Genomic DNA, 21,879 nt, shown 5'->3' on the forward strand with positions numbered 1-21,879 from the left:
TGAAACTAGCGGATCACTCTTTATTACCCTTCTTTCTTTTCACATTCGATGATGGCTGGTCAGACGCTTTCCTTTTGGGTCTTTTGGGTCTCTGGTCGGGTGGCAGGTGAGTCTGTTTGTGCACTTTCAGATGGCCCGCGTGACCAGTGCTGTAATTGCAACCCTCATGGTCACACTGGTGCACCTTGGGTCTCTCTGGCCTCTTGGGTCTCTGGTCGGCAGGCAGGTGGGTCTGTTTGTGCATCCTCAAATTACCTGTGTTGTAGGTGTTGTAGTTGCAACCCTCATGGTCGCACTGGTGCACCTTGGGTCTCTCTGGCCTCTTGGGTCTCTGGTCGGCAGGCAGGTGGGTCTGTTTATGCGTTTTCAGATTGCCCATCAGATCGGTACTGTAGTTGCAGCCCTCATGATCACACTGGTGCACCTTGAGTCTCTGGTCGGCAGGCAGATGGATCTGTTTATGCGTTTTCAAATTGCTCATGTAAGGGCTGCTGAAGTTGCAGCCTTCATGGTCACACTGGTGCACCTTGAGCCTCACTCGTCTCTTGGGTCTCTGGTCGGCAGGCAGGTGGATCTGTTGGTGTTTTTTCAGATAGCCCTTATCGTCAGTGCTGTAGTTGCAGCCCTCATAGTCACACTGGTGTACCCTGGCTCTCTGGTCGGCAGGCAAGTGGGTCTTTTTGTGCTTTTTCAGATCGCCCACTCGGTAAGCACTGTAGTCGCAGCCCTCGTGGTCACACGGGTGCGCCTTGGGTCTCTGGTCGGCAGGCAGGTGGATCTGTTTGTGCACTTTCAGATTGCCCATCAGATCGGTACTGTAGTTGCAGCCCTCATGATCACAATGGTGCACCTTGAGCCTCTTGGGTCTCTGGTCGGCGGGCAGGTGGTTCTCTGCCTCTGACTTAGTGGATATTTCACTGTTTGAAATGGACTCCTGCTCAATCATTTTCAGTCTCAGGGCCGAACAATACTGACTGATTTTGTTTAATGCTCGGAAAGGGTCAGTTGTCGTGTTTGCACAATGAACACCCGTTTCGGTATCAGCTTCGTCTTCCTCTTCGTTTGAACGGTTGTCGCTGCTTTCATCAGAGCTGCTTTCATCAGAGCTGCTTTCATCAGAGTTGCCGCTGTCTTCACCGCCAGAACCCTCATCAGGGGTTGCCCGAGTGTTAGCTTCGATGCCAGGGTCAATAGAAAAGCAATAGCGAGTGGGTGGGATATTTCCGAAGGACGAGACTTCAACAAAGAGCTTCGGGGTGTTGATAAGCACCTTACCGACAGCCAAAGCGAAGAGCAAAGGCACATTTCTTTCCTGAGCGTGGCTTTCATGAGAACAATGCACAGAAAAGACCATGATCAAGGTCAACATCAATGGTTTTTTGGATAGCAAGGCCTGGCTTCCCGGTCATTGAAATGTTTATTGGGAAATCAGGTTAGTAAAGATCTGGAAAGAAGCCGCTGTTTTTTTTGAGGCAGGCTCCTGAGAGGCTGTATGGATATCAAGGCTTAACTGCACCAGCCATAGAACTTTCTTCCTGTCTGAAGGTCATAGCATTAAACAATTTCAATGCAGTCCTTCAGGTAACAGGAGAGAGATTGGCTATGGATGGTCAGATTGGTGGGAACACAAACAAACCCAGAGGTGAGCATGACCCCCTTGATAGTGGTGTGCCAACCAAGCGAGCAAGGCTGGATTTATCAGCAAAGGAGAAGGCAAAGGGGAAGGCAAAGAAAGTAGAAGCCTGCTCTGAAGACATGTCCAACCTGAAGCTATCGCCATCTTCAGTGGCGCCCCCTGATAAAAAGAGAACCGTATCCTCAACGGATTCCTCACGCCCAAAAAAACCACATGCCTTCGATTTCCGTTTTGTCGCCAGTGATGATGAGGTTCGACAGCTTTTAGCGGCCCGGACCTGCGATGAACATCAGGATGTCGCTGTTATTTCCCACCCCGATGACCTCTCACAAGCCAACCTGCTGAGCCGGTTGAGCATTAGTGAAGAGGGTCAGCACACTCTGCGTTCAGGCAAGCTGTTTGAAGGCTCACAACCACTGACTCTGGTGATGGATATCCGCAAACTCACCAGCGCGGAGCTGCCAAAATTCAACGATCTGCTGGATCCCGATAATCCCTGTTTATACGACAAAGTCAGCCAGGAAAAACGCCCTCTGGGCGAGCACGTTACCCTGTTGGTTCTGGCAGATCCTGAACAATTGAGATCGGTTGGCCGACGTGACGAGGCACCGGGCGCTGATTTCTGGCGGCGAATTAACCGACCGGGAAATACCTGGCAGTTCCAGGCTCAAACGAGCAATGACCAAACGGGCAGTGACCCATCAATAGACGCGATGCTCCCGGTATTGCCTGAATTCCCCGGTGCCGAAACTGTTATGGACGACGACAATACCGTTATTATTGACTGCCACTTGCACAGTCATTGGCGGCAGCTACTGCTGGGCGGCCCCGGAGTGGACCAACAGGGACGAATCCGGCACATCCCCGGCAGGCTTGAACAATTGACAGCCGGACAACGAGTGGTTCTGAAAGGCGCTGACTGGCAGAACCTGAACTTTGAACAGACCATTCGACAAATGCTGGCGCAACAGTGCTTTGAGAGCAATGGGGAAGTCTGCCAGTTACCCGACGATGTTCAGTTTTATCAGATGTCGGTAGGCAGTGACGAGCTGCATTCACTGTTCCAAAGCCTCCCTAAAGAGCACGCACCAGAAAAACCGATCATCATTAACCAGAGCAATATCTCAGAATGGCTGAACACGATTGCCATTGCCCCGGAGGGCCATGTAACCCCTAACACCCGCCTGTTGGAACAAGTTCGGGCGGGGGGGACGATCACCGTCACCTCTCCCCTCACTGAGGCGCTCTGGTTTCGTTTGCTGGGTTCACTGCAGATGATTTTTGAGGCAAGCGGCCTGGAGCCCCGACTCAAGGTAGTACATACACGACAGCAGCCCGAAGCCCTGGGATTGTCAGAAAACGATGGGCAGCTTCGGGCTAACCCGCAGGAAAAGGCCAGAAGTCACGCCACCTTTAAAACCGTCATTTATCAGCAACATAGCCAGGCCAGCCACTGGATCAATGATCGTCCGAATGCACCTCTGGTTATTCAAGTTAATGAACAGACCAGCTTCAGCCAGCTATTTGATAATATCCATATCACCTCAGAACAAAAGGCCCATTTTGGCCGGGATCAGAGTGATTTGCAGAAGGCATTAGCCGCTGGCAAACCGGTGGTATTGCTGGGACTGGAGCAAAATCCAACCCTTGCACAGCTGCTGGAACCTCTGTTGATTGGCCAACCCCTGTTGGTGAATGGCCAATTACAGGATTACCCGAACGCTCATGTGACAATACTCTGGCCTGAGTCTGTGAAAAGCCCATCGCCAGTATTGTGTTCGATGGTGGCCACGGGTAGCCCCTGCCCCAAGGTCGATATCTGGGGTATTAACGCCTTCAGGCATGGTATCCCCCGTAGTGAGCTGCCAAAACAGGCACTTAATGAACTTTACGAAGCCTTTAAAACCGTACCCGCCAACCTTTGTGACCCTCTACCTGAAATAACTGAAAGGGTGTTGAACAACCTGATACTGACGGCCCGGCGAGCACAACAGGTTGACCAGTCCCCACAGCTTTTACCCTGCCACTGGCGCAAAGCCATCAATAGCGTTATCACCCATGGCACCCGGCAGCATTCAGCGGTGCGGGATTTTATGAAAGTAGCCTGTTGGCAGTTATTGCCGGATGCTCATAAAAAGCCGGATGCTTATAAGACGCCGGATGCTCATAGAAAGCCACATCAAACCTGCTCGGTAGACCCGGACCGGTTAAATGATGTCATCAATAGCGCCCTACCGTTGGATAGAGAGTTTGTGAAGCAGAACCTATGGTCACTGGCCAGAGCCTGTGACCCGGCACTATTCAAGAGTGCCCGACTGGCAGGACTAGCACTGTCCTATGAAAAACCATTTTCGTGGCTGCATGAAGAAGACTTCCTGGGCAGGCTCTGCGCTATCATCGTGGCTCATAGGCCTGAACAACAGCAGGCCATGGCGAATCAGTTGGCAATTGATCTGAAGACCGCAGAGCCCTACCAATCCCTGGCCATCAGGCCAGCAAGACGGATTAAACGTTTACAGGATGCACTGGCTTCTGGCTGGCAGTTAACTTTACCACCAGGGCAGACCCGATCCGATACGCTTCATACGCTGGCTGCCGATTGTTTTCAAATTGCCAGAACAACAACGTCTAAAACAGAAGGCATTGAACGTATAAAACATCGACTGTCTGAATCACTGTCGTGGACGGGTTCTACTGATATGCCTTTGTCAGCATTGGCTGACGATCTTTATCATGGCGAAATCGATCAGAAGGATCGTGAAAGCCGTCGATTATCCCGACTCCATGATCGGCTTACGGACTCTCCCGTGATCTTCCTGCAGGGGGAAACCGGCACCGGGAAAAGTTACTTTTCCGCCAAAATGGCGAAGGCTTCAGGCCAGGCTGCGGTGCTGTCCCTGGGCCCTTCTGACAGCGAACAAACCCTGATGAAACGCTGGCAGTGGCGGCAGCACCCCGATGGCGACCGCTCTATGATGCAACAAGACCGCGCGCTGATGAAATGGGCCGGGGCCCGATCCGATAAAGACGATGAATACCTTACCCTGGTGCTGGATGAAGCCAACCTGACCCAAACCGGATTACTGGCGTCCCTGAATGGTTTATGGGAACCGGAACCCTGCATCTATGTGAATGGCCAGCCCGTCTCGGTCAGCAAAAAACACCGGGTGATTCTTACCGGTAACCCGGATCATTACGCCGGGCGCCAGCTGGACCCGGCCCTGAAAGAAAAACTGCCCAAAACTTACTACCCCCGTTTGGAGCAGGCTTTCCTGAGCGACAGGGTGGTGGAACCGGCCCTGGTCCATCAGTTACAACAGCGTCTGCCGGAGTCTCATCCAATAAACGACATTGCCCACAGTGCCACCAAAAGTGTCATGGCACTGTGGCAATTTTATCAGGAACTGTTGCCGGAGCATGAGTTTACACCCAGGGATTTAACCGATATCTGCAGTTGGGCAGGCTGGTATCTGGATCATTCGTTATCCAAGGGTGACACGCTGACCTGTCGGCAAATGCACGGTTTGATCCATCACAGTTTTCGGGATGTATTGGGACCCGAAATCACCGAGGCTTATCAGGATGCCCTGTCGGCACTGGACATCTGGTTTGCTGCCCGTTACCAGCCGGACAACACCCTGAGCGACAAAGTTCATAACCAGACCCTGCCAGATATTCAGCAGACGTTCAGGGCAGTCACCAAAGGCACCCAACCAGACTTTGATACCTCCGGATCGGCAGTCTGTCAGCTGGCGCAATGGCTGGCACAGGATTTAAGTCGGTGTCAGCAGGCTTATCATACCGGCATAAAACACCGGGGCCGTCAGGCGACGCTGATTGAAGGTCCCGCCGGACGGGGTAAAGATGCGACGCTGAATCTGCTGATTAAAACCTTCCAAAAGCAGGCTAAACGACAAGGACAGTCCATGCCAAAGGTCTTTCAGCTGAATGCCTGTGACTGTTCCTGGAACGAAATCTGTGAAAAGATCCAAGAGGCAAAATTGCATGGCGGCATCGTGGTCATTTCGGAAATGAATCTGATCGACAGCCAGCATCTTGAAGGCGAGTTAAACGATATTCTGGCAGGTGACGCCCATTCGGGTTTCCACCTGTTTGCCACCATCAACCCGCCTGAGTACAGCGGTCGAAAGCCGTTATCACCAGCGCTGAAAGGGCGTTTTCGACATTTACCCATCCGCCAGTACAACCTGACAGAGTTGCAGGCCATTGCTGAGCAAGCCATTGACAAGCAGGCCCTTGATAAGCAGGCCCTTGATAAAAAAGCCTTGCCGCAGGACCTGAATGTGAAAACCCTGGCTGAAAAGCTGGCTCAGTTACATTGTCGATTGAGGGCTTATCTGGAAAAGAAAAAACTGCCATTGCGGCCAACCAGTCGTGATTTGCAGGATGTCGCCAAGGCTGTTATCAGAAGGCGCGACTTTACCAAACAAGGACTTTATCAATGTCTCAAACAACACTACCGGCTTTACCTGATGGCCGCCGACTTGCCGCTGGAGAAACTGCCCGATTCATCGACTCTTACCATAGGCAGAGGAGCGTTTGAAGCCAAACTGTGCGATTGGTTCAACCAAAGGGTATCGGGCATTGATCGTCCGTGGTTGATATGAGGCAGTCATTTCAACGGCATTGATGAAAAAAACCATGAAATTCGTATCAAGTTATGTCCGACTGAGCAGGAAACCAGAACGGAAATCATCAGGATGGTGGCTCAGGCAAAGTGGCTGGCATCCGGCCTTTCCCTGAAGCCTGATCAGTCGGACGACATTCTTACCAGGGGACTGTATCGATACTGGCAGCAAAGCTGGTTTGGCCGTGTGTTTGGTGCAACGGGCGTAGATGCTAACAGCGTATTTCCCATGACGGAAGAAGAGCAGCAAACGCTGAAAGAACCGGCTTCTCAGCCTTATCTTCAGGAAGCTGATCGGCAGATAGGCGAATGGGACGCCAATGTCGTGCAATACTGGCCTGCGTTCTGGTCTCAGATCAGTGATCTGCCAAACCAGCTGGTGGAGGATTTTATTAACGAAGCATCAGCGACTGGCAGTGATATCGCCATTGAACAGAGAATACCTGAAGCTCCAGAGATACAGGACGTGGTATTGAACCATGAAACAGACTATGAGTGTCCGGAGCTGCTTAACGAAACATCAGCGACTGGCAGTGATATCGCCATTCAACAGAGCATAACTGAAGCTCCAGAGATACAGGGCGGGGTATTGAACCATGAAACGAACTATAAGTATCTGAAGCTGCTTTGCGAAACATCAGCGATTAGCAATGATATCGCCATTCAACAGAGCATAACTGAAGTTCCAGAGGCACAGGACGGGGTATTGGACCATGACACGAACTTTGAGTGTCTGGAGCGGCCAAAAAAAGACCTCCACAGATGTTTTAATACGTTGTCCCCTTCTCCCTTGATGTATCGTATGTGGGTACAAGATATTCATGTGTCTGCTGAGGGCGATGTCATATTCACCAATATCAACGATCAACACATTAAGGGGGTCGAAACCCTTATACCGGACCGGTTACCAGGCAGTGATCGGCCAGTGATATTAGCCAGCAATCAAACGCTGGCAAGCCTGAACCTGTTTACGGGTCAGGCTCGATATGAATTACCCAGCCTGACGCCTGACGACTGTATCGTGGCCATGCGCCTGGAACCCGAACGGCGATTTAAGCTGGTCAGGGGTCAATATACCGGTCTTCATACACTGTTTATTCAAGAAGCCAACGCCGGAGAGAGTATTCTGGTTACCTATGTCGTAGAGTCCAGAAAACCAGGCAAAAAAACGTCCGCCACAGGAACCCCACCCCATCGGTCAACACACTTTGACGTCCATTGTTCAGAAGGTATAAAAGCAGTGATGAACGAACTGTTTGAGAAATACCCGCCAGAACTACAAGCGCCTTTACAGGCCATAGAAAAGGCTAAAGACAACCGGCAACGAATCAAGGCAATCACAAACTATTGCCGAGCGTTTTCCGGTAAGACGCAACCGGAGATTGGTAAAAATTTCTTTCAATTCCTCGTCACACAGCGGCAAGGGAGGTGTTGTCATCGTGTGCCTGTTTTTATCGCTTTTTGTCGTTATTTTGGGATTCCAAGCCGGAAAGTCGATAGCTCTATCCACACCTTTGCCGAGTATTCCCTGAATGGAGGACACTCCTGGGTGTCAGTGGATTTGGGCGGGGCGCACAGACTGAAAACAGAAATCAAACCCCGCTTCCAGACCATCAGCAAGGTCAGTGGTTCCAGGCTTGATGCAAAGAGGATTAAAGATCTTCTGAAAGGGGCTAATTTAGCGCAACAGCAAACTCTGGCCAAAGCCTGTGGCATAAGCCTTGAGAAACTCATCAAAGCCCTTGAGACAAACAGAGCACTGCCGGTCATTAATCTAAATGCTGCCGAAGTGGTAAAGAAACTTTGGGAAGAAAAAACCTTAACTGCTTTTTCCATGGGCACCTCAATAATAACGTCGCTCGATACAAAAGCATTGGGCGATCCTGAGAAGAAATTGGTCAGTGTTGAGTCCGTTGGCTCTCAGTATATCCGACGACCGATGTCAGAGGCAGTCCAACACATATTGTCAAAAAGCGATAAAGATCAGGTCACTGAACTACTCAAGTCACTGCATTCTAAAATGGTTGTTCAGGCCGGAGTCAGCCGTTACAAGTGGTTGACGTCCATGGTGTACACACTGGCAGAAAGTGACCTGACCCCGCAGGTTATTCAACTTGCCTATGAAGCCCTGGTGTTCGGTTGGCTGGATCCGGTGCCGAGCTATGAGGACAAGATGGTTATGCAGGCCGATGGACATCATCGTCTATTAGTCCGTCTGGCAGGTGTCGACGAACTGAAGGTTGAGGCCACCCATTGCCTGAAAAAGTGGTATGAGGAATTATTGCCCAGAGAAAAAAATAGCCAGCTATGGGAGTTAGCTTATAAAAGGTTCCAAAAGAAAAAAGGTGGTATCGATACCTTTTTCATCACCGATGGTCATTATGGGCTTTCGAGACACCTGGAAGGTATGATTGATAACCCATCGGTAAAGCCCATCTGGACGGACGAACCTGATGGCACTCCGAATATAGAGCGGATGCTGGTGCACAATCCTGCATTTGTGCAATTAGTTTCTGGCAAAGCAAAGCACCGTCCAGTGATTATCCTGGGGCAACCTTCCTGGAAAGACACAGTGATTGAAGAAAAGACCAAAGCCCTGTTTCAACTATGCGCTGCTAACAGTCCACAACTGCAACGGTTGTTGGAAAAAGGCAATGAATATAAAGCATTAATTGAACAACGCAGCAGGGATCTGCGAACACTGAATGACAGCAAAACGAGTCTTGCGCAATGGATAAGAGGTCACGGCAGAGAAGAGGGTCATCGCCGATATCAGGCCCTGGAAAATGAATACAGGAAAAAAAATAAAGAGATCGAAAACCGCTACCAAACTGGTCTAAAGCGCCTTAAGCTGTCGTCTGAGGAGCAAAAACCACTGGATGATTTAAAAAAGAAATGCGAAATAGCCATTCAGCAGGCCTTCAGTCATTACCTGTATGAAGTAACACACTCGAAAGGGGGTCGCCTGACGTATTGTTGGGCCAATGCTGCCTTCCGGCCGAGTATTGGTTATAACAACTATGGCGCCCATGACCCATCCTCACCAAAAGAGCTGTATGCCATGATGTCGGTGATTGCTAGCAATCTCCAGTTTCAGAAAGCTGTTGAAGATGACGACTTGCGCCAGGCACACAATGCCAGTCAAGCTCTGGTGCTGAAAACCAATGAGCTGACAACCATTGCCGATGAGTTTGTGAACAGTGTGGATTTGAATTCGCTCTGTGAGTCGTTGGATGTCTAGTACACCCACCCTTCGTCCATGCTTGACGTCCCTTCAGGCTCATTTTGGGATTAGAAAATACTTTAATCACAGTGCTGCTATCAAGAAACCGCCTATTAACATGCTCCAAAAATAGAGTGATGGCTTGCCAATGCATCATGATGCACTATTATCATATTCATGATGCATCACACTGAAAAAGAAAAAGGGGTTAAATCATGAGAACGACAGTGGATCTGGAACCGGGTTTGCTTGCCCAGCTCAAAGAGCAAGCCGCCAGAGAGCGCACAACCGTGAGCCAGTTGGCAAACCAGCTCATTCGCATGGCTATTGCCACACAGCAGAATAAACCGGGGCATGTGCCTTTCCAGTGGTATGTGGCAAAAAATAGCAAACCTGCCGATGGTTTTGATCCATCGGATCGTAGCTATCTTGATGACCTGGTTTAATGCTTGATGAAGCTGATTGATACTAATATTCTTGTCTACGCCAGCATTCCCCTTTTTGATGAGCATGAGGTGGCCAAGACGCTCCTGGAGCAGGTTGCCTCGCAGAAAACCCGCCACTGCATTACCTGGATCAATATGTTTGAATATCTGAGGGTGGTCACCCATCCAAAGTTAATCAGGCCGAAGCCACTGGGTATTGAGCAAGCACTTGCCAATATAAGGAACCTTCTTGGTCAGCCAGCTGTATCCCGGATTGATCCGGGTCCTGACCATTTGCTGTATTTTGCAGAAATTATCCAACAAGTGGCGCCTGTCAGAGGTAACTTTGTTCACGATTGTCGTATTGCAGCAGTTATGAAAGAGCACAGCGTTCGTGAGATTATTACCCGGGATAACGACTTTAGAAAAATCCCTGGTTTTTCTGTGACTAACCCTTTTGATTGATGAGGTAACTTCAACCCCCGTATTAAGGAATAGTCCCTGAATAATTTCCACATTTCGCAGTCTCCAAACTCCATTCGCTCAGAGCTTGTCTAAGTGCGTCAACTCTGAAGTGTGATAGATTGTGCCAGTTACGGCTCTGCCTGCCGCTATCTGCCACCCGAAACCGCCGACGTAAAAATGGTGTACTGGTCATAGAACTTTCCTGCTGTCCGAGGGTCATACCATTAAACAATTTCAATGCAGTCCTTCAGGTAACAGGAGAGAGATTGGCTATGGATGGTCAGATTGGTGGGAACACAAACAAACCCAGGGGTGAGCGTGCCCCCCTTGATAGTGGTGTGCCAGCCAAGCTGGCAAGGCTGGATTTATCGTCAAACGAGAAGAAGGCAAAGAAAGTAAAAGCCTGCTCTCAAGACATGTCCAACCTGAAGCTATCGTCATCTTTAGTGGCGCCCCCTGATAAAACGAGAACCGTATCCTCAACGGATTCCTCACTCCCAAAAAAACCACATGCCTTCGATTTTCGTTTTGTCGCCAGTGATGATGAGGTTCGCAAACTTTTGGTGGCGCAGACCTGCGATGAACATCAGGATGTCGCTGTTATTTCCCACCCCGACGGCCTCTCACAGGCTAACCTGGTGAGTCGGCTAAGCATTTCCGAACAGGGTCGCCATACACTGAGTTCAGGCAAACTGTTTGAAGGCTCACAGCCATTGACCCTGGTGATCGATATCCGCAAGCTTACCAGCAACGAGCTGTCGAAATTTAACGATCTGCTGGACCCCGATAATCCCTGCCTGTACGACAGAGTCAGCCATGAAAAACGCCCTCTGGGCGAGCATGTTTCGCTGTTGGTTTTGGCAGACCCCGAACAGCTGGCATCGGTTGGCCGACGTGACGATGCTCCAGGTGCTGATTTCTGGCGACGGATTAATCGACCGGGCAATACCTGGCAGTTCAAAGCTAAAACTGGCAACACCCCATCGGGCATCGACAAGGTTCCGCCGTTACTGGCTGAACTCCCCCCTGCCGAAAACCCTATGGACGACGACACTATCGTTGTTATTGACTGCCACTTGCACAGCAATTGGCGACAGCTGTTGTTGGGTGGTCCCGGTGTGGATCAACAAGGGCGAATCCAGCACCTCCCCGGCAGACTTGAGTTATTGAAAACTGGACAACGGGTGATTTTGAAAGGGGCCGACTGGCAGGATCTGGCCTTTGAGCAGACGATCCGACAGATGCTGGATCACAGGTGCTTTGAGAGTAATGGCAAGGTCTGCCAGTTACCCGACGATGTTCAGTTTTATCGGATGCCGGTAAGGAATGACGAGCTTCGTTCACTGTTCCAAAGCCTGTCTAAAGAGCCTGCATCACAAAACCCGATCATTATTAACCCGTTTAACAACCATATGAACAACTATGGCGCTCATGATCCATCTTCACCAGAAGAGCTGTATGCCATGATGTCTGAACTTAGTAACTGCCTCTGGTTCGAGAAAGATGTTGAGGATACTTACTTACGGCAAGCACTCAAAGCCAGCAATGCCCTGGTGCTGAAATCTGATGAATTGACAACCATTGCCAAAGAGTTTGTGAACACTGTGAATTTGAATTCAATTTATGAGTTATTAGATGTCTACTAAAAACCAGCCCGTCAACAGTATTTTCTAATCCCAAAATGAGCCTGAAGGGGCGTCAAGCCAGTGCTTTCAGGCCTTTCGTTCAAAAATTGATTGAAACAGTAATTCTCTGGCAGCCTGCAACTGCTTTGCTGACTCATTATCGCTCATGCTTGTAGCTCTTGCCTCAAGTTCTTCGAGGGTGACTCCCTTTTTCAAATATTTCTTAAAGTCGGGGAGACTTTTGAATTTTTCATAGGGGGTCATCATGTTTTCATAGTGATACTTTTTCTTTTCCTTGCCCTTTGCGTCTACCTCTGTTTCCGGGAAGAAGCACGGACGATGAAAGTTTAGGTATGGGGTAAGATAGATTTTATTGAACTCATTTATTTCTGTCGCATACTTCTGAGGAATATGAGCATACCCAAGTATTTTTCTGATGATCGCACCATTCTTGCTTTCTACAAGCGCATTGTCGTTTGTCTTTCTTGCTCTTGATTTCGTAAAATTTATACGAAGCTTTTCAAGTAATTCTGATACACGACCATTAATGTATTCAGAACCGTTATCAGAATGAAAACCCCTTAATTTAAAGGGAAATGAAGCCAGCAGCTCCTCCAAAACAGGAATCAAATATGTCTCACTAATCTTCTCAACAGAGCAAACAACCTGATACTGTGTCACCTCATCAACAGCATTGATATGGTACACGCCTTTGACTCTATCCTGATCACCCTGGTGTACAGTGTCGATGCGTATAAAGCCTGGCTGTCCTTCTGGCCTTGGTTTTCGCCGTACACCAATTGCTCGTTTTGTCGGTTTGGTGACGTCTTTAGGTGACCGGATGTTACGGTATGTCTGTGACTTTCTCAGGTTGTATATGTGTGAGACGGAAATATCTTTCAGGCGTTCATAGCTCTGGTCACCCTGCACATACGCCCTTTCACAGAGCTTTTTGATAGCAGCCCCATTTAGACCATTATGAAGCTGATCTGTCGCAGCGAGGAGCCTTATATCGGCCTTGGTGTACTGATTGCTGAACCCATTGCTGGTCCGCTGTTTGCGCTTCAAATGACCTGCTGAGAGGTATGCCTTGATAAGGCGGCTGATTTGAGCTCTTGAGTAGCCTGTGGCAACTGTCAGATACCGCTTAATAATCCCTTTCTCTGACCGAGTGAGTGATCGATATCGGAAGTGCCTCAAAACTTCTTCAACCCATTGATAACACTCGTCTTTTGACTCCCAACCGGGCTCTATCAATGGTGCTTGATTAAGCAGTTCTTGAACCTGCTGGAGGGTACTAATTAGCCTCGTGTTCATGATGATTTTCATCCAGTAATAATGGACGAAAGATCCAAAAGCGTGAGGCTCATTTCATGCTAGAAACAGGAGTCCCCTTTAGGCTCATTTCATGTTGGAAGAGACTTCAACTTGCAGTCCCCCTTTCAACTGCTATTCTCAAGACTCGAATAAGAAACCACCTAGGATGAGTAGTATGAGTCTTGAGGCAAGAGTGTCAGTATTAGAGCAACGTCAGGACAATATGGAGAATGTGCTTAGCAGGATTGATGGCACGGTGACGTTGATTCTAAGGGAGCAGGTTAAGCAGAGAAAAATACTAGAGAGTCATAGTGAAACATTGATGGAACACAGCAAACTTTTAGTGGATCACAGTATAGTACTGGAGGGTTACAGTAAAAGATTCGACGAACACGATCGCCGCTTCGACGAACACGACCGCCGCTTTGACGAACACGATCGCCGCTTTGACAAGATTGAAACGTATTTAGAGGATTATGACCGGCGTTTTGACAAGGTTGAAGACATGCTGATCCAGATCATTAACAATTCGGCCAGCAAGTAAAACCCACCCGACAAAAAGCCCTGGAACCCTTTCCTCGCTCCCATGCTATAGCGTGGGAGCATGACGCACTTCCGACAGACTACCCACACAGGACAAGCCGTATGAAAATGGTGTACAGGTCATAGAACTTTCCTGCTGTCCGAGGGTCATAGCATTAAACAATTTCAATGCAGTCCTTCAGGTAACAGGAGAGAGATTGGCTATGGATGGTCGGATTGATGGGAACATAAACAAACCCATTGTTGGGCTTGGTGTGCCTGATGGTGATGTGCCTGATAGTGGTGTGCCAGCCAAACGAGCAAGGCTGGATTTACCGAAGGCAAAGCAGGTACAGGTAGCAGCCTGCTCTAAAGTCATGTCCAACCTGAAGATATCGCCACCCTCAGTGACGCCTGATAAAGCAAGAACCGTATCCTCAACAGCCCCCCCCTGCCAAAAGTCATCTCATGCCTTTGATTTTCGTTTTGTTGCCAATGGTGATCAGGTTCGACAGCTTTTGGTTGACCAGACCTGCGATAAACATCAGGAAGTCGCTGTTATTTCCCACCCCGATGACCTCTCACAGGCTAACCTGGTGAGCCGGTTGAGTATTTCCGAACAAGGTCGCCATACGCTGAGTTCAGGCAAGCTGTTTGAAAGCTCTCAACCATTGACTCTGGTGATTGATATCCGAAAGCTTACCAGCGACGAGCTGCCAAAATTTAACGATTTGCTGGATCCCGATAACCCTTGCCTGTACGACAGAGTCAGCCATGAAAAACGCCCTCTGGGCGAGCATGTTTCGCTATTGGTTTTGGCAGCCCCCGAACAGCTGGCTTCAGTTGGCCAGAGTGACGATGCCCCTGGTGCCGATTTCTGGCGACGGATTAATCGACCCGGCAATACCTGGCAGTTCAAAGCTGAAACTGGCAACACCCCATCGGGCATCGACAAAGTTCCGCCGTTACTGGCTGAACTTCCCCCTGCCGAAAATGCTATGGACGACGGCAATACCCTTGTTATTGACTGCCACTTGCACAGTAATTGGCGACATTTGTTGTTGGGTGGGCCTGGTGTGGATCAACAGGGACGCATCCAGCACATACCCGGCAGGCTTGAAACCTTGCGAGCCGGACAACGGGTGATTTTGAAAGGAGCCGACTGGAAAGACCTGGCCTTTGAGCAGACGATCCGACAAATGCTGGCGCAACAATGCTTTGAGAGCAATGGCAAAGTCTGCCAGTTACCCGACGATGTTCAGTTTTATCAGATGCCGGTAAGGAATGACGAGCTTCGTTCACTGTTCCAAAGTCTGTCTAAAGAGCCCGCATCACAAAACCCGATCATCATTAACCAGAGCAATATCAGCCAATGGCTGAACCCGATTGCCATTACCCCGGAAGGCTATGCAGTCCCTAACACCAGCCTGTTGGAACAGGTTCGGGTGGGTGGTGTCGTCACCGTAACCTCTCCCCTCTCTGAGGCTCTCTGGTTTCGTTTGTTGGGTTCATTGCAAACCATTCGCGAAACGACGGGCCTGGAGCCCCAACTTCAGGTGGCTCATTCAAAACAACAGCCTGAAGCACTGGGATTGACAGAAAACGATACGGATCCTCTGCCCAACATTAGAGTTCACTCAGCTTTTGATGCAGTGACTTATCAGCAACATGCCCAGGCCAGTCATTGGGTAAATAGCCGGGTAAATAGTCACCCACAGGCACCTCTGGTCATTCAGGTCAATGACCAGACCAGCTTCAGCCAGCTATTTGATAATATCCATATCACCTCGGAACAAAAGGCTCATTTTGGACAACGTCTGAGTAAGTTGCAGGAGGCATTAACTGCGGGTGAGCCGGTGGTCTTCCGGGGGCTGGAAACGAATCCACCCCTTCAGCAGCTTCTGGAACCCCTGGCTGTCGGGCAACCGCTGTTGGTGAACGGCCATTTGCAGGCCTACCCACAGGCTGATGTGACAATACTCTGGCCTGAGTCGGTGAAAAGTACATCGTCCCTATTCACTTCGTTGGTTGTTACGGGTAAGCCGTGTCCCGACGTCGATCTCTGGGCTATCAATGCCGACAGATATCACATCCCCCGTACTGAACTGCCTGAACAAGTGCTTGATAAGCTTTACAACGCCTTTAAAACCGTACCTGCCCACCTCTGTAACCCTCTGCCTGAAATCACCCAGGAGTTGTTAAATAGCCTGATACTGGCTGCCCGGCAGGCACAGCAGTTGGATCAGTCGCCACAGCTTTTACCCCGCCACTGGCGCAAGGCCATCAATAGCACCATTACCCATGGCATCCGTCAGCATCCGACGGTAAGGGATTTTATGAAAGTGGCTTGTTGGCGGTTATTGCCGGATGCTCATAAAAAGCCGGATGCTGATAAAAAGCCGGATGCTGATAAAAAGCCGGATGCTGATAAAAAGCCGGATGCTGATAAAAAGCCGGATGCTGATAAAAAGCCGGATGCCTATAAAAAGCCTGCTTCGGTTGACCCGGATCAATTAACGGCCATCGTTAACGGTGCTCCCCGGTTGGATAGAGCATTTGTGAAGCAGAACCTGTGGCCATTGGCCAGAGCATGTGACCCGATAGTATTTAATAGAGATTTAGAACTGTCCTATGAAAAACCATTTCTATCGGTAGATGAAGACGAAATGCTGGACAGGCTCTGCGCCATAATCGTCGCCCATGGGCCTGACAATCAACGAGAGGCCATGACGTATCAGTTAAAAGTCAATCCGGCGACAGTAAAAAAGTATCAAATGTTACCCATCAGGCCATCAAGACAGATTAAACGTTTGCAGGATGCACTGGCTACTGGCTGGCAATTAACTTTACCACCGGGGCAGACCCGATCCGATGTTATTCACGCTCTGGCCAGCGATTGTTTTCAAATGGCCAGAACAGTAACCTCTAAAACAGAAGGCATTGAACGTATAAAACATCGACTGTCTGAAAAACTGGTATTGCAGGGCTCTGATGATCAGCCTTTATCAGCACTGGCCGAGGATCTTTATTTCGGTAAGATCAGTCAGCAGGATCGTGAAAACCGTCGATTATCCCGACTCCATGAACGGCTTGCAGACTCTCCCGTTATTTTCCTGCAGGGAGAAACCGGCACCGGGAAGAGTTACTTTTCCGCCAAAATGGCAAAGGCTTCTGGACCGGCTAAGGTGCTGTCCCTCGGCCCTTCTGACAGCGAACAAACCCTGATGAAACGCTGGCAGTGGAAAAAACAGGCCGATGGCGACCGCTCTATGAAGCAGCAAAACCGCATGCTGATGGAATGGGCCAAAGCTCGAACTTACAAAGACGGGGAATACCTTACGCTGGTGCTGGATGAAGCCAACCTGGCCCAAACCGGCTTACTGGCGTCCCTGAAGGGTTTATGGGAACCGGAACCCTGCATCTATGTGGATGGTCATCCTGTCCCGGTCAGCGGAAAACACCGGGTGATTCTTACCGGTAACCCCGATGATTACGCCGGACGCCAGCTGGACCCGGCCCTGAAAGAGAAACTGCCCAGGGCTTACTACCCAAAGTTAGACGAGGCATTCCTCAGGGACAGGGTCGTGGAACCAGCTCTGGTTAATCATTTACAACAACGGCGTCTGACTGACTCTGAAATAGACGACATTGCACACAGTGCCACCGGAAGCGTGATGGCACTGTGGCAATTTTATCAGGAACTGTTGCCAGAGCATGAGTTTACCCCCAGGGATCTGACGGATATATGCAGTTGGGTGGGCTGGTATCTTGATCGTTCGTTATCCGCAGGTGACCGTGTTAACTGCAAACAAGTGCACGGTTTGATCCAACAAAGTTTTCGGGATGTACTGGGCCCCGAAATCAGCGAGGCTCATCAGGATGCCCTGTCGGCACTGAATATCTGGTTTGCTGCCCGTTATAAGACGGACAACACCCTGAGAGACAAAGTGCATAACTATACCCTGCCCGATATTCAGCAAACCTTCAGAGCAGTCACCCAAAAAAACCAACCTGACTTTGATACCTCCGGCTCAGCCGTCTGTGAACTGGTACAACAGATTGGACAGGATTTAAGTCGCGCTCAGCAGGCTTATCATCACGACAGAAAACACGGCGGAAGACAGGCGACACTGATTGAAGGCCCGGCTGGGCGGGGTAAGGATGTTACGCTGGACCTGATGATTAAAAGTGTCAGGCTGGAGGCTCAGAAACGGCATGAATTGATGCCAGAAGTCTTTTACCTGAATGCCTGCGATTGCTCCTGGGACGAAGTGCGTGAAGCAATCCAGAAGGCAAAACTCGAAGGTGGGATCGTGGTGATTTCAGAAATGAACCTGATCGACAGCCAACATCTGGAAGGTGAGTTAAACGATATTCTGGCCGGTGACGCCCATCCGGGTTTTCATCTGTTTGCCACCATCAACCCACCGGAATACAGCGGACGAAAACCCTTATCACCGGCACTGAAAGGACGTTTTCGACATTTGCCGATCCGGCAGTACAACCCGACAGAGTTGCAGGCCATTGCTGAGAAAATATTGCCAGAGAGCCCGGAAGGGAAAAACGTGGCTAAACAGCTGAGCCAGCTGCATTGTCAATTAAGGGATCAGCTAGAAAAGCAAAACCTGGCGTTGCGACCCACCAGTGGTGATTTACAGGATGTGGTCGGAGCCGTCGTGAGAGGAAACGATTTTAGCAAAGAAAGCCTTCACCAATGTTTCAATCAGCACTATTGGCTGTATCTGATGGCCGCCAAAACATCGCTGGAGAAACTGCCTGGGTCATCGGCTCCTGCCGAAGGTACAGGAGAGTTTAATGCTGAACTGTGCCGTTGGTTGAACCAAACGGTATCGAGCATGGATCGTCCGTGGTTGATACGACGCAGTAACCTCGACGGTATTGATGAAAAAAACCATGAAATTCATATTAAAGATCGTCCGGATAAAGAGGCAGCCAAAGCGGAAATCATCAAGAGAGTGGCCCAGGCCCAGTGGCGGTCATCCGGTCTTTCCCTGCAACCGGATAAGTCGGACGGTATTATCACCGAGGCTCTGTACCGACACTGGCAGCAATGCTGGTTTGCTCATAGGTTTGGCAAGATCGGTGTGGACGCTAGTAGTGTCTTTCCCATGACAGAAGAACAGCAACAAACACTGAAATTATCAGTCAACCAGCCTTACCTTAATGAGGCTGATAAGCAGATAGAGGCGTGGAAAGGCCATGAAGTTCGATGTTGGTCTGCGTTCTGGGATCAGTTAAGTGATGTACCGAACCATTTGCTTGATGATTTTATTAACGAAGCATCCGCTACCAGCCGTGATAAGCCTCCTGAACAATACCAGCCACAGCCTATGAATGAGGCAAAAGCGTTGACTGCTGGTAATGATAAGGCTCCTGAACAATACCAGCCACAGCCTATGAATGAAGCGAAAGCGTTGACTGCTGGTAGTGATAAGGCTCCTGAACAATACCAGCCACAGCCTATGAATGAAGCGAAAATATTGACTGCTGGTAGTGATAAGGCTCCTGAAAAATACAATCCACAAGACTACGAAAAACAGATTCCGGCATTGGACCGGTCAACGAACTATCAGAAGCAGGCTAAACGACGAGTTGACGAGCATATCCTTTTTAAGTTGCCTGACCATGGTTCCGGGATTTATCGGTGGTGGGCAAAGGATATTTATGTGACTGCTCAGGGCGACATCAAAAAGATCAATATTAGTCATATGTCCTTGCAGGGAGCCGAAGTCCTCATACCCGCCCGGTTACCAAAACATGACCAGAAAGTGATATTAGCCAAAGACCAAACGCTGGCGACCTTTGACTGGCAACCACACTGGAGGTTGGATAATGGTCGATATCCGTTACCGAACCTGAAGAAAGATGAGCGTATTGTATCTATGCGTGTAGTACCCGATTTTCGGTTTTCCCTGTTCAGGGACCCGTATACCGGGCTTCACTCGCTGCAGCTGCATGAGCCCACAGCCAGCAATATCAAGTTTGCCTACGTCGTAGAACGCATAAAACCGGGCAAAAAAATACGAGCCCGGCCAGAACCATCAACACGGTTTGACGCTCGCTGTTCAGAAGATATAAAAGAACTACTGAACGAAATGTTTAAGCACATTGATCATCAACCCTCCGAAATACAGGAGCCTTTGCGGAAAATAAAAAATGCCCAAAACACGTGGCAACGCATTGAGGCGATCACGGACTACTGTGAAGGTTTTTCCGGTGATACCATGCCGGAGCCCCATCAACCTTTCTTTCAATTCCTCATCACACAGCGGCAAGGGAGGTGTCGTCATCGTGTGCCTGTTTTTGTGGTTTTGTGTCGTTATTTCGGGATTCCCTGTCGGCAAATTTCTAACCGTGTTCACGCCTTTGCAGAGTATTCATTGGATGGCGGCCAAAACTGGGAGCCTGTGGATTTGGGCGGGGCGCCTGTCAAGTCAACAGAAATCCTGCCTGACTTCCAGGACACCAGACAGGTCAGTGTTTCTGGCGCTGAGCTGAAGAAGACCGGGGAACTCTTTAAAGGTCTCCTGAAAGTTACTGATTCAACGCAGCAGCAAGCTCTGGCTGAAGCCTGTGGCATGAGCGTTGAGGAACTGAGCAAAACGTTTGAGACAAACAGTGCACTGCCAACTATAAGTCTAAGCACGTGCAAGTTGGTGGATAAACTTTGGAGGAGAGGAGATCTCACCGGATTTTCCATGGGCGTCTCAATGTTACTGGAGAAAGAAATATTGAGTGCTGAAGACACCGAAATGATCGGTTCTTCTGAGTATGACAGCTTATATAATCCGATGGTGAAAGCCATCAGAAAAATAGTGCACAACGGTGGTAAAGACCGGGTCATTGAACAGCTCAAGTTACTCCATGCAAAAGTCATTGATCAGGCCGGAGTAAAAACCCCTCGCGATTGGTTGCGTGTAATGATCAATGTACTGTTTTTTTGTGACTGGACTAACCTTCCGCTCGTTAGCTTTGCCGATAAAGTCATGAGTCTGGATTGGCTGGATCCAATACCGGACTACGACAGAAATCTTATTAGCGCCGATGAACATCACAAGCTGCTGGTGCGTCTGGAAAGCATCGGTCAATTGAAGGTCAGGGCCGGTAACTGCCTGAAAAAGTGGTATAAGCAGTTTTTATCCAGAGAAAAAAATAGCAAGGTATGGCGGTCGGCTTATGAACGTATTCAAAAGGACAGTGATCCCTTTTCCGTCACCCATTGCCATGATGGGTTTTCGTCGTCCTTCGAAGAGGCTATAGCCTGCACATCAATAGTGAACGCCTGGACAGACGTACCTCAGGGTATTCCGAATATCGAACGAATGCTGGCGCACCATCCTGCATTTGTGCAGTTCAGCTCGGGCAAGGCGAACCAGCGTCCGGTGATAGTTCTGGGGAATCTTCCCTTGGACTCCGAAGTGATTACTAAAAAGGCCGAAGTCCTGTTTCAACAAAAAGTTAAGAGCAATCCTTACTTGAAGCAATTATCGGAACAAGAAAAATCACATCCCCTTTTCGATGATTTAAGGAAGCAAAGCAAAGCCGCTCTCTTGCAGGCCTTCAGTCATTACCTGTATGGAGTGACGCACTCAAAAGGCGGCGGCTTAACGTATTGTTGGCTCAAAGCCGACATAAAGCAGGCCTCGGAGGCAGAAAGCTACGGTGCTCATGATCCATCTTCACCAGAAGAACTGTATGCCATGATGTCTGCAATCGACAGCTCTGACGAGCTTCATGAATCTGTCCAGAATACTTACTTACGACAGGTGCACAATGCCAATAATGGTCTGGTGCTCAAATCCAATGAGCTGATAAACATTGCCCGTGAGTTTTTGAGCACCGTGAATTTGGATTCGCTGTGTGACTCATTGGTATTTGCCCCGAGAACGCACAAACCAATGAATCTGCACCCGGGAGGACAAAAAAGGTAACCCTGCAAACGGAACTTCCATCCTGCCTGAAGGTCATAGCACTAAACAATTTCAATGCAGTTCTTC

At 49.4% G+C, this 21,879-nt stretch carries 9 protein-coding genes; 7 read left to right on the forward strand and 2 right to left on the reverse strand.

Annotated features, from left to right (window positions below; genetic code table 11):
* Window positions 1-13 precede the first annotated feature (13 nt).
* A complete protein-coding gene (locus K7B67_RS10700; protein ID WP_252180320.1) occupies window positions 14-1,390 on the reverse strand; it encodes a hypothetical protein in 1,377 nt (458 codons plus the stop codon).
* A 212-nt stretch (window positions 1,391-1,602) separates the two neighbouring features.
* On the opposite strand from K7B67_RS10700, the gene K7B67_RS10705 reads away from it, so the two are divergent.
* The 5 genes from K7B67_RS10705 (at window position 1,603) to K7B67_RS10725 (ending at window position 12,043) form a co-directional block, all read left to right on the forward strand.
* Complete coding sequence (locus tag K7B67_RS10705; RefSeq protein WP_252180321.1) at window positions 1,603-6,264, forward strand: AAA family ATPase; 4,662 nt, start codon at window positions 1,603-1,605, stop codon at window positions 6,262-6,264.
* Window positions 6,265-6,357: 93 nt separating this feature from the next.
* Window positions 6,358-9,525, forward strand: a complete 3,168-nt coding sequence (locus K7B67_RS10710) for a transglutaminase-like domain-containing protein (RefSeq protein ID WP_252180322.1) — start codon at window positions 6,358-6,360, stop codon at window positions 9,523-9,525.
* Window positions 9,526-9,722: 197 nt separating this feature from the next.
* Window positions 9,723-9,953, forward strand: a complete 231-nt coding sequence (locus K7B67_RS10715) for a hypothetical protein (RefSeq protein ID WP_252180323.1) — start codon at window positions 9,723-9,725, stop codon at window positions 9,951-9,953.
* 6 nt (window positions 9,954-9,959) lie between these two features.
* Window positions 9,960-10,397, forward strand: a complete 438-nt coding sequence (locus K7B67_RS10720) for a TA system VapC family ribonuclease toxin (protein WP_252180324.1) — start codon at window positions 9,960-9,962, stop codon at window positions 10,395-10,397.
* Between the two features lie 272 nt (window positions 10,398-10,669).
* Entirely contained in the window at window positions 10,670-12,043 is a 1,374-nt protein-coding gene (locus K7B67_RS10725; RefSeq protein WP_252180325.1) for a hypothetical protein, read from the forward strand.
* 66 nt (window positions 12,044-12,109) lie between these two features.
* On the opposite strand, the gene K7B67_RS10730 is transcribed toward K7B67_RS10725, so the two are convergent.
* A complete protein-coding gene (locus tag K7B67_RS10730; RefSeq protein WP_252180326.1) occupies window positions 12,110-13,339 on the reverse strand; it encodes a transposase family protein in 1,230 nt (409 codons plus the stop codon).
* A 175-nt stretch (window positions 13,340-13,514) separates the two neighbouring features.
* On the opposite strand from K7B67_RS10730, the gene K7B67_RS10735 reads away from it, so the two are divergent.
* Complete coding sequence (locus K7B67_RS10735) at window positions 13,515-13,883, forward strand: hypothetical protein (protein ID WP_252180327.1); 369 nt, start codon at window positions 13,515-13,517, stop codon at window positions 13,881-13,883.
* 202 nt (window positions 13,884-14,085) lie between these two features.
* A complete protein-coding gene (locus K7B67_RS10740; RefSeq protein WP_252180328.1) occupies window positions 14,086-21,813 on the forward strand; it encodes an AAA family ATPase in 7,728 nt (2,575 codons plus the stop codon).
* The last annotated feature ends 66 nt before the right edge of the window (window positions 21,814-21,879 follow it).

The sequence above is a fragment of the Endozoicomonas sp. 4G genome (assembly GCF_023822025.1).
GTDB lineage: Bacteria > Pseudomonadota > Gammaproteobacteria > Pseudomonadales > Endozoicomonadaceae > Endozoicomonas_A.

Bases quoted from the DNA above. Each gene is read 5' to 3' on its own strand.
- K7B67_RS10720 (WP_252180324.1), top strand. From the start codon at position 9,960: ATGAAGCTGATTGATACTAATATTCTTGTCTACGCCAGCATTCCCCTT.
- K7B67_RS10715 (WP_252180323.1), top strand. From the start codon at position 9,723: ATGAGAACGACAGTGGATCTGGAACCGGGTTTGCTTGCCCAGCTCAAA.
- K7B67_RS10730 (WP_252180326.1), bottom strand. From the start codon at position 13,339: ATGAACACGAGGCTAATTAGTACCCTCCAGCAGGTTCAAGAACTGCTT.
- K7B67_RS10705 (WP_252180321.1), top strand. From the start codon at position 1,603: ATGGATGGTCAGATTGGTGGGAACACAAACAAACCCAGAGGTGAGCAT.
- K7B67_RS10725 (WP_252180325.1), top strand. From the start codon at position 10,670: ATGGATGGTCAGATTGGTGGGAACACAAACAAACCCAGGGGTGAGCGT.
- K7B67_RS10735 (WP_252180327.1), top strand. From the start codon at position 13,515: ATGAGTCTTGAGGCAAGAGTGTCAGTATTAGAGCAACGTCAGGACAAT.
- K7B67_RS10740 (WP_252180328.1), top strand. From the start codon at position 14,086: ATGGATGGTCGGATTGATGGGAACATAAACAAACCCATTGTTGGGCTT.
- K7B67_RS10710 (WP_252180322.1), top strand. From the start codon at position 6,358: ATGGTGGCTCAGGCAAAGTGGCTGGCATCCGGCCTTTCCCTGAAGCCT.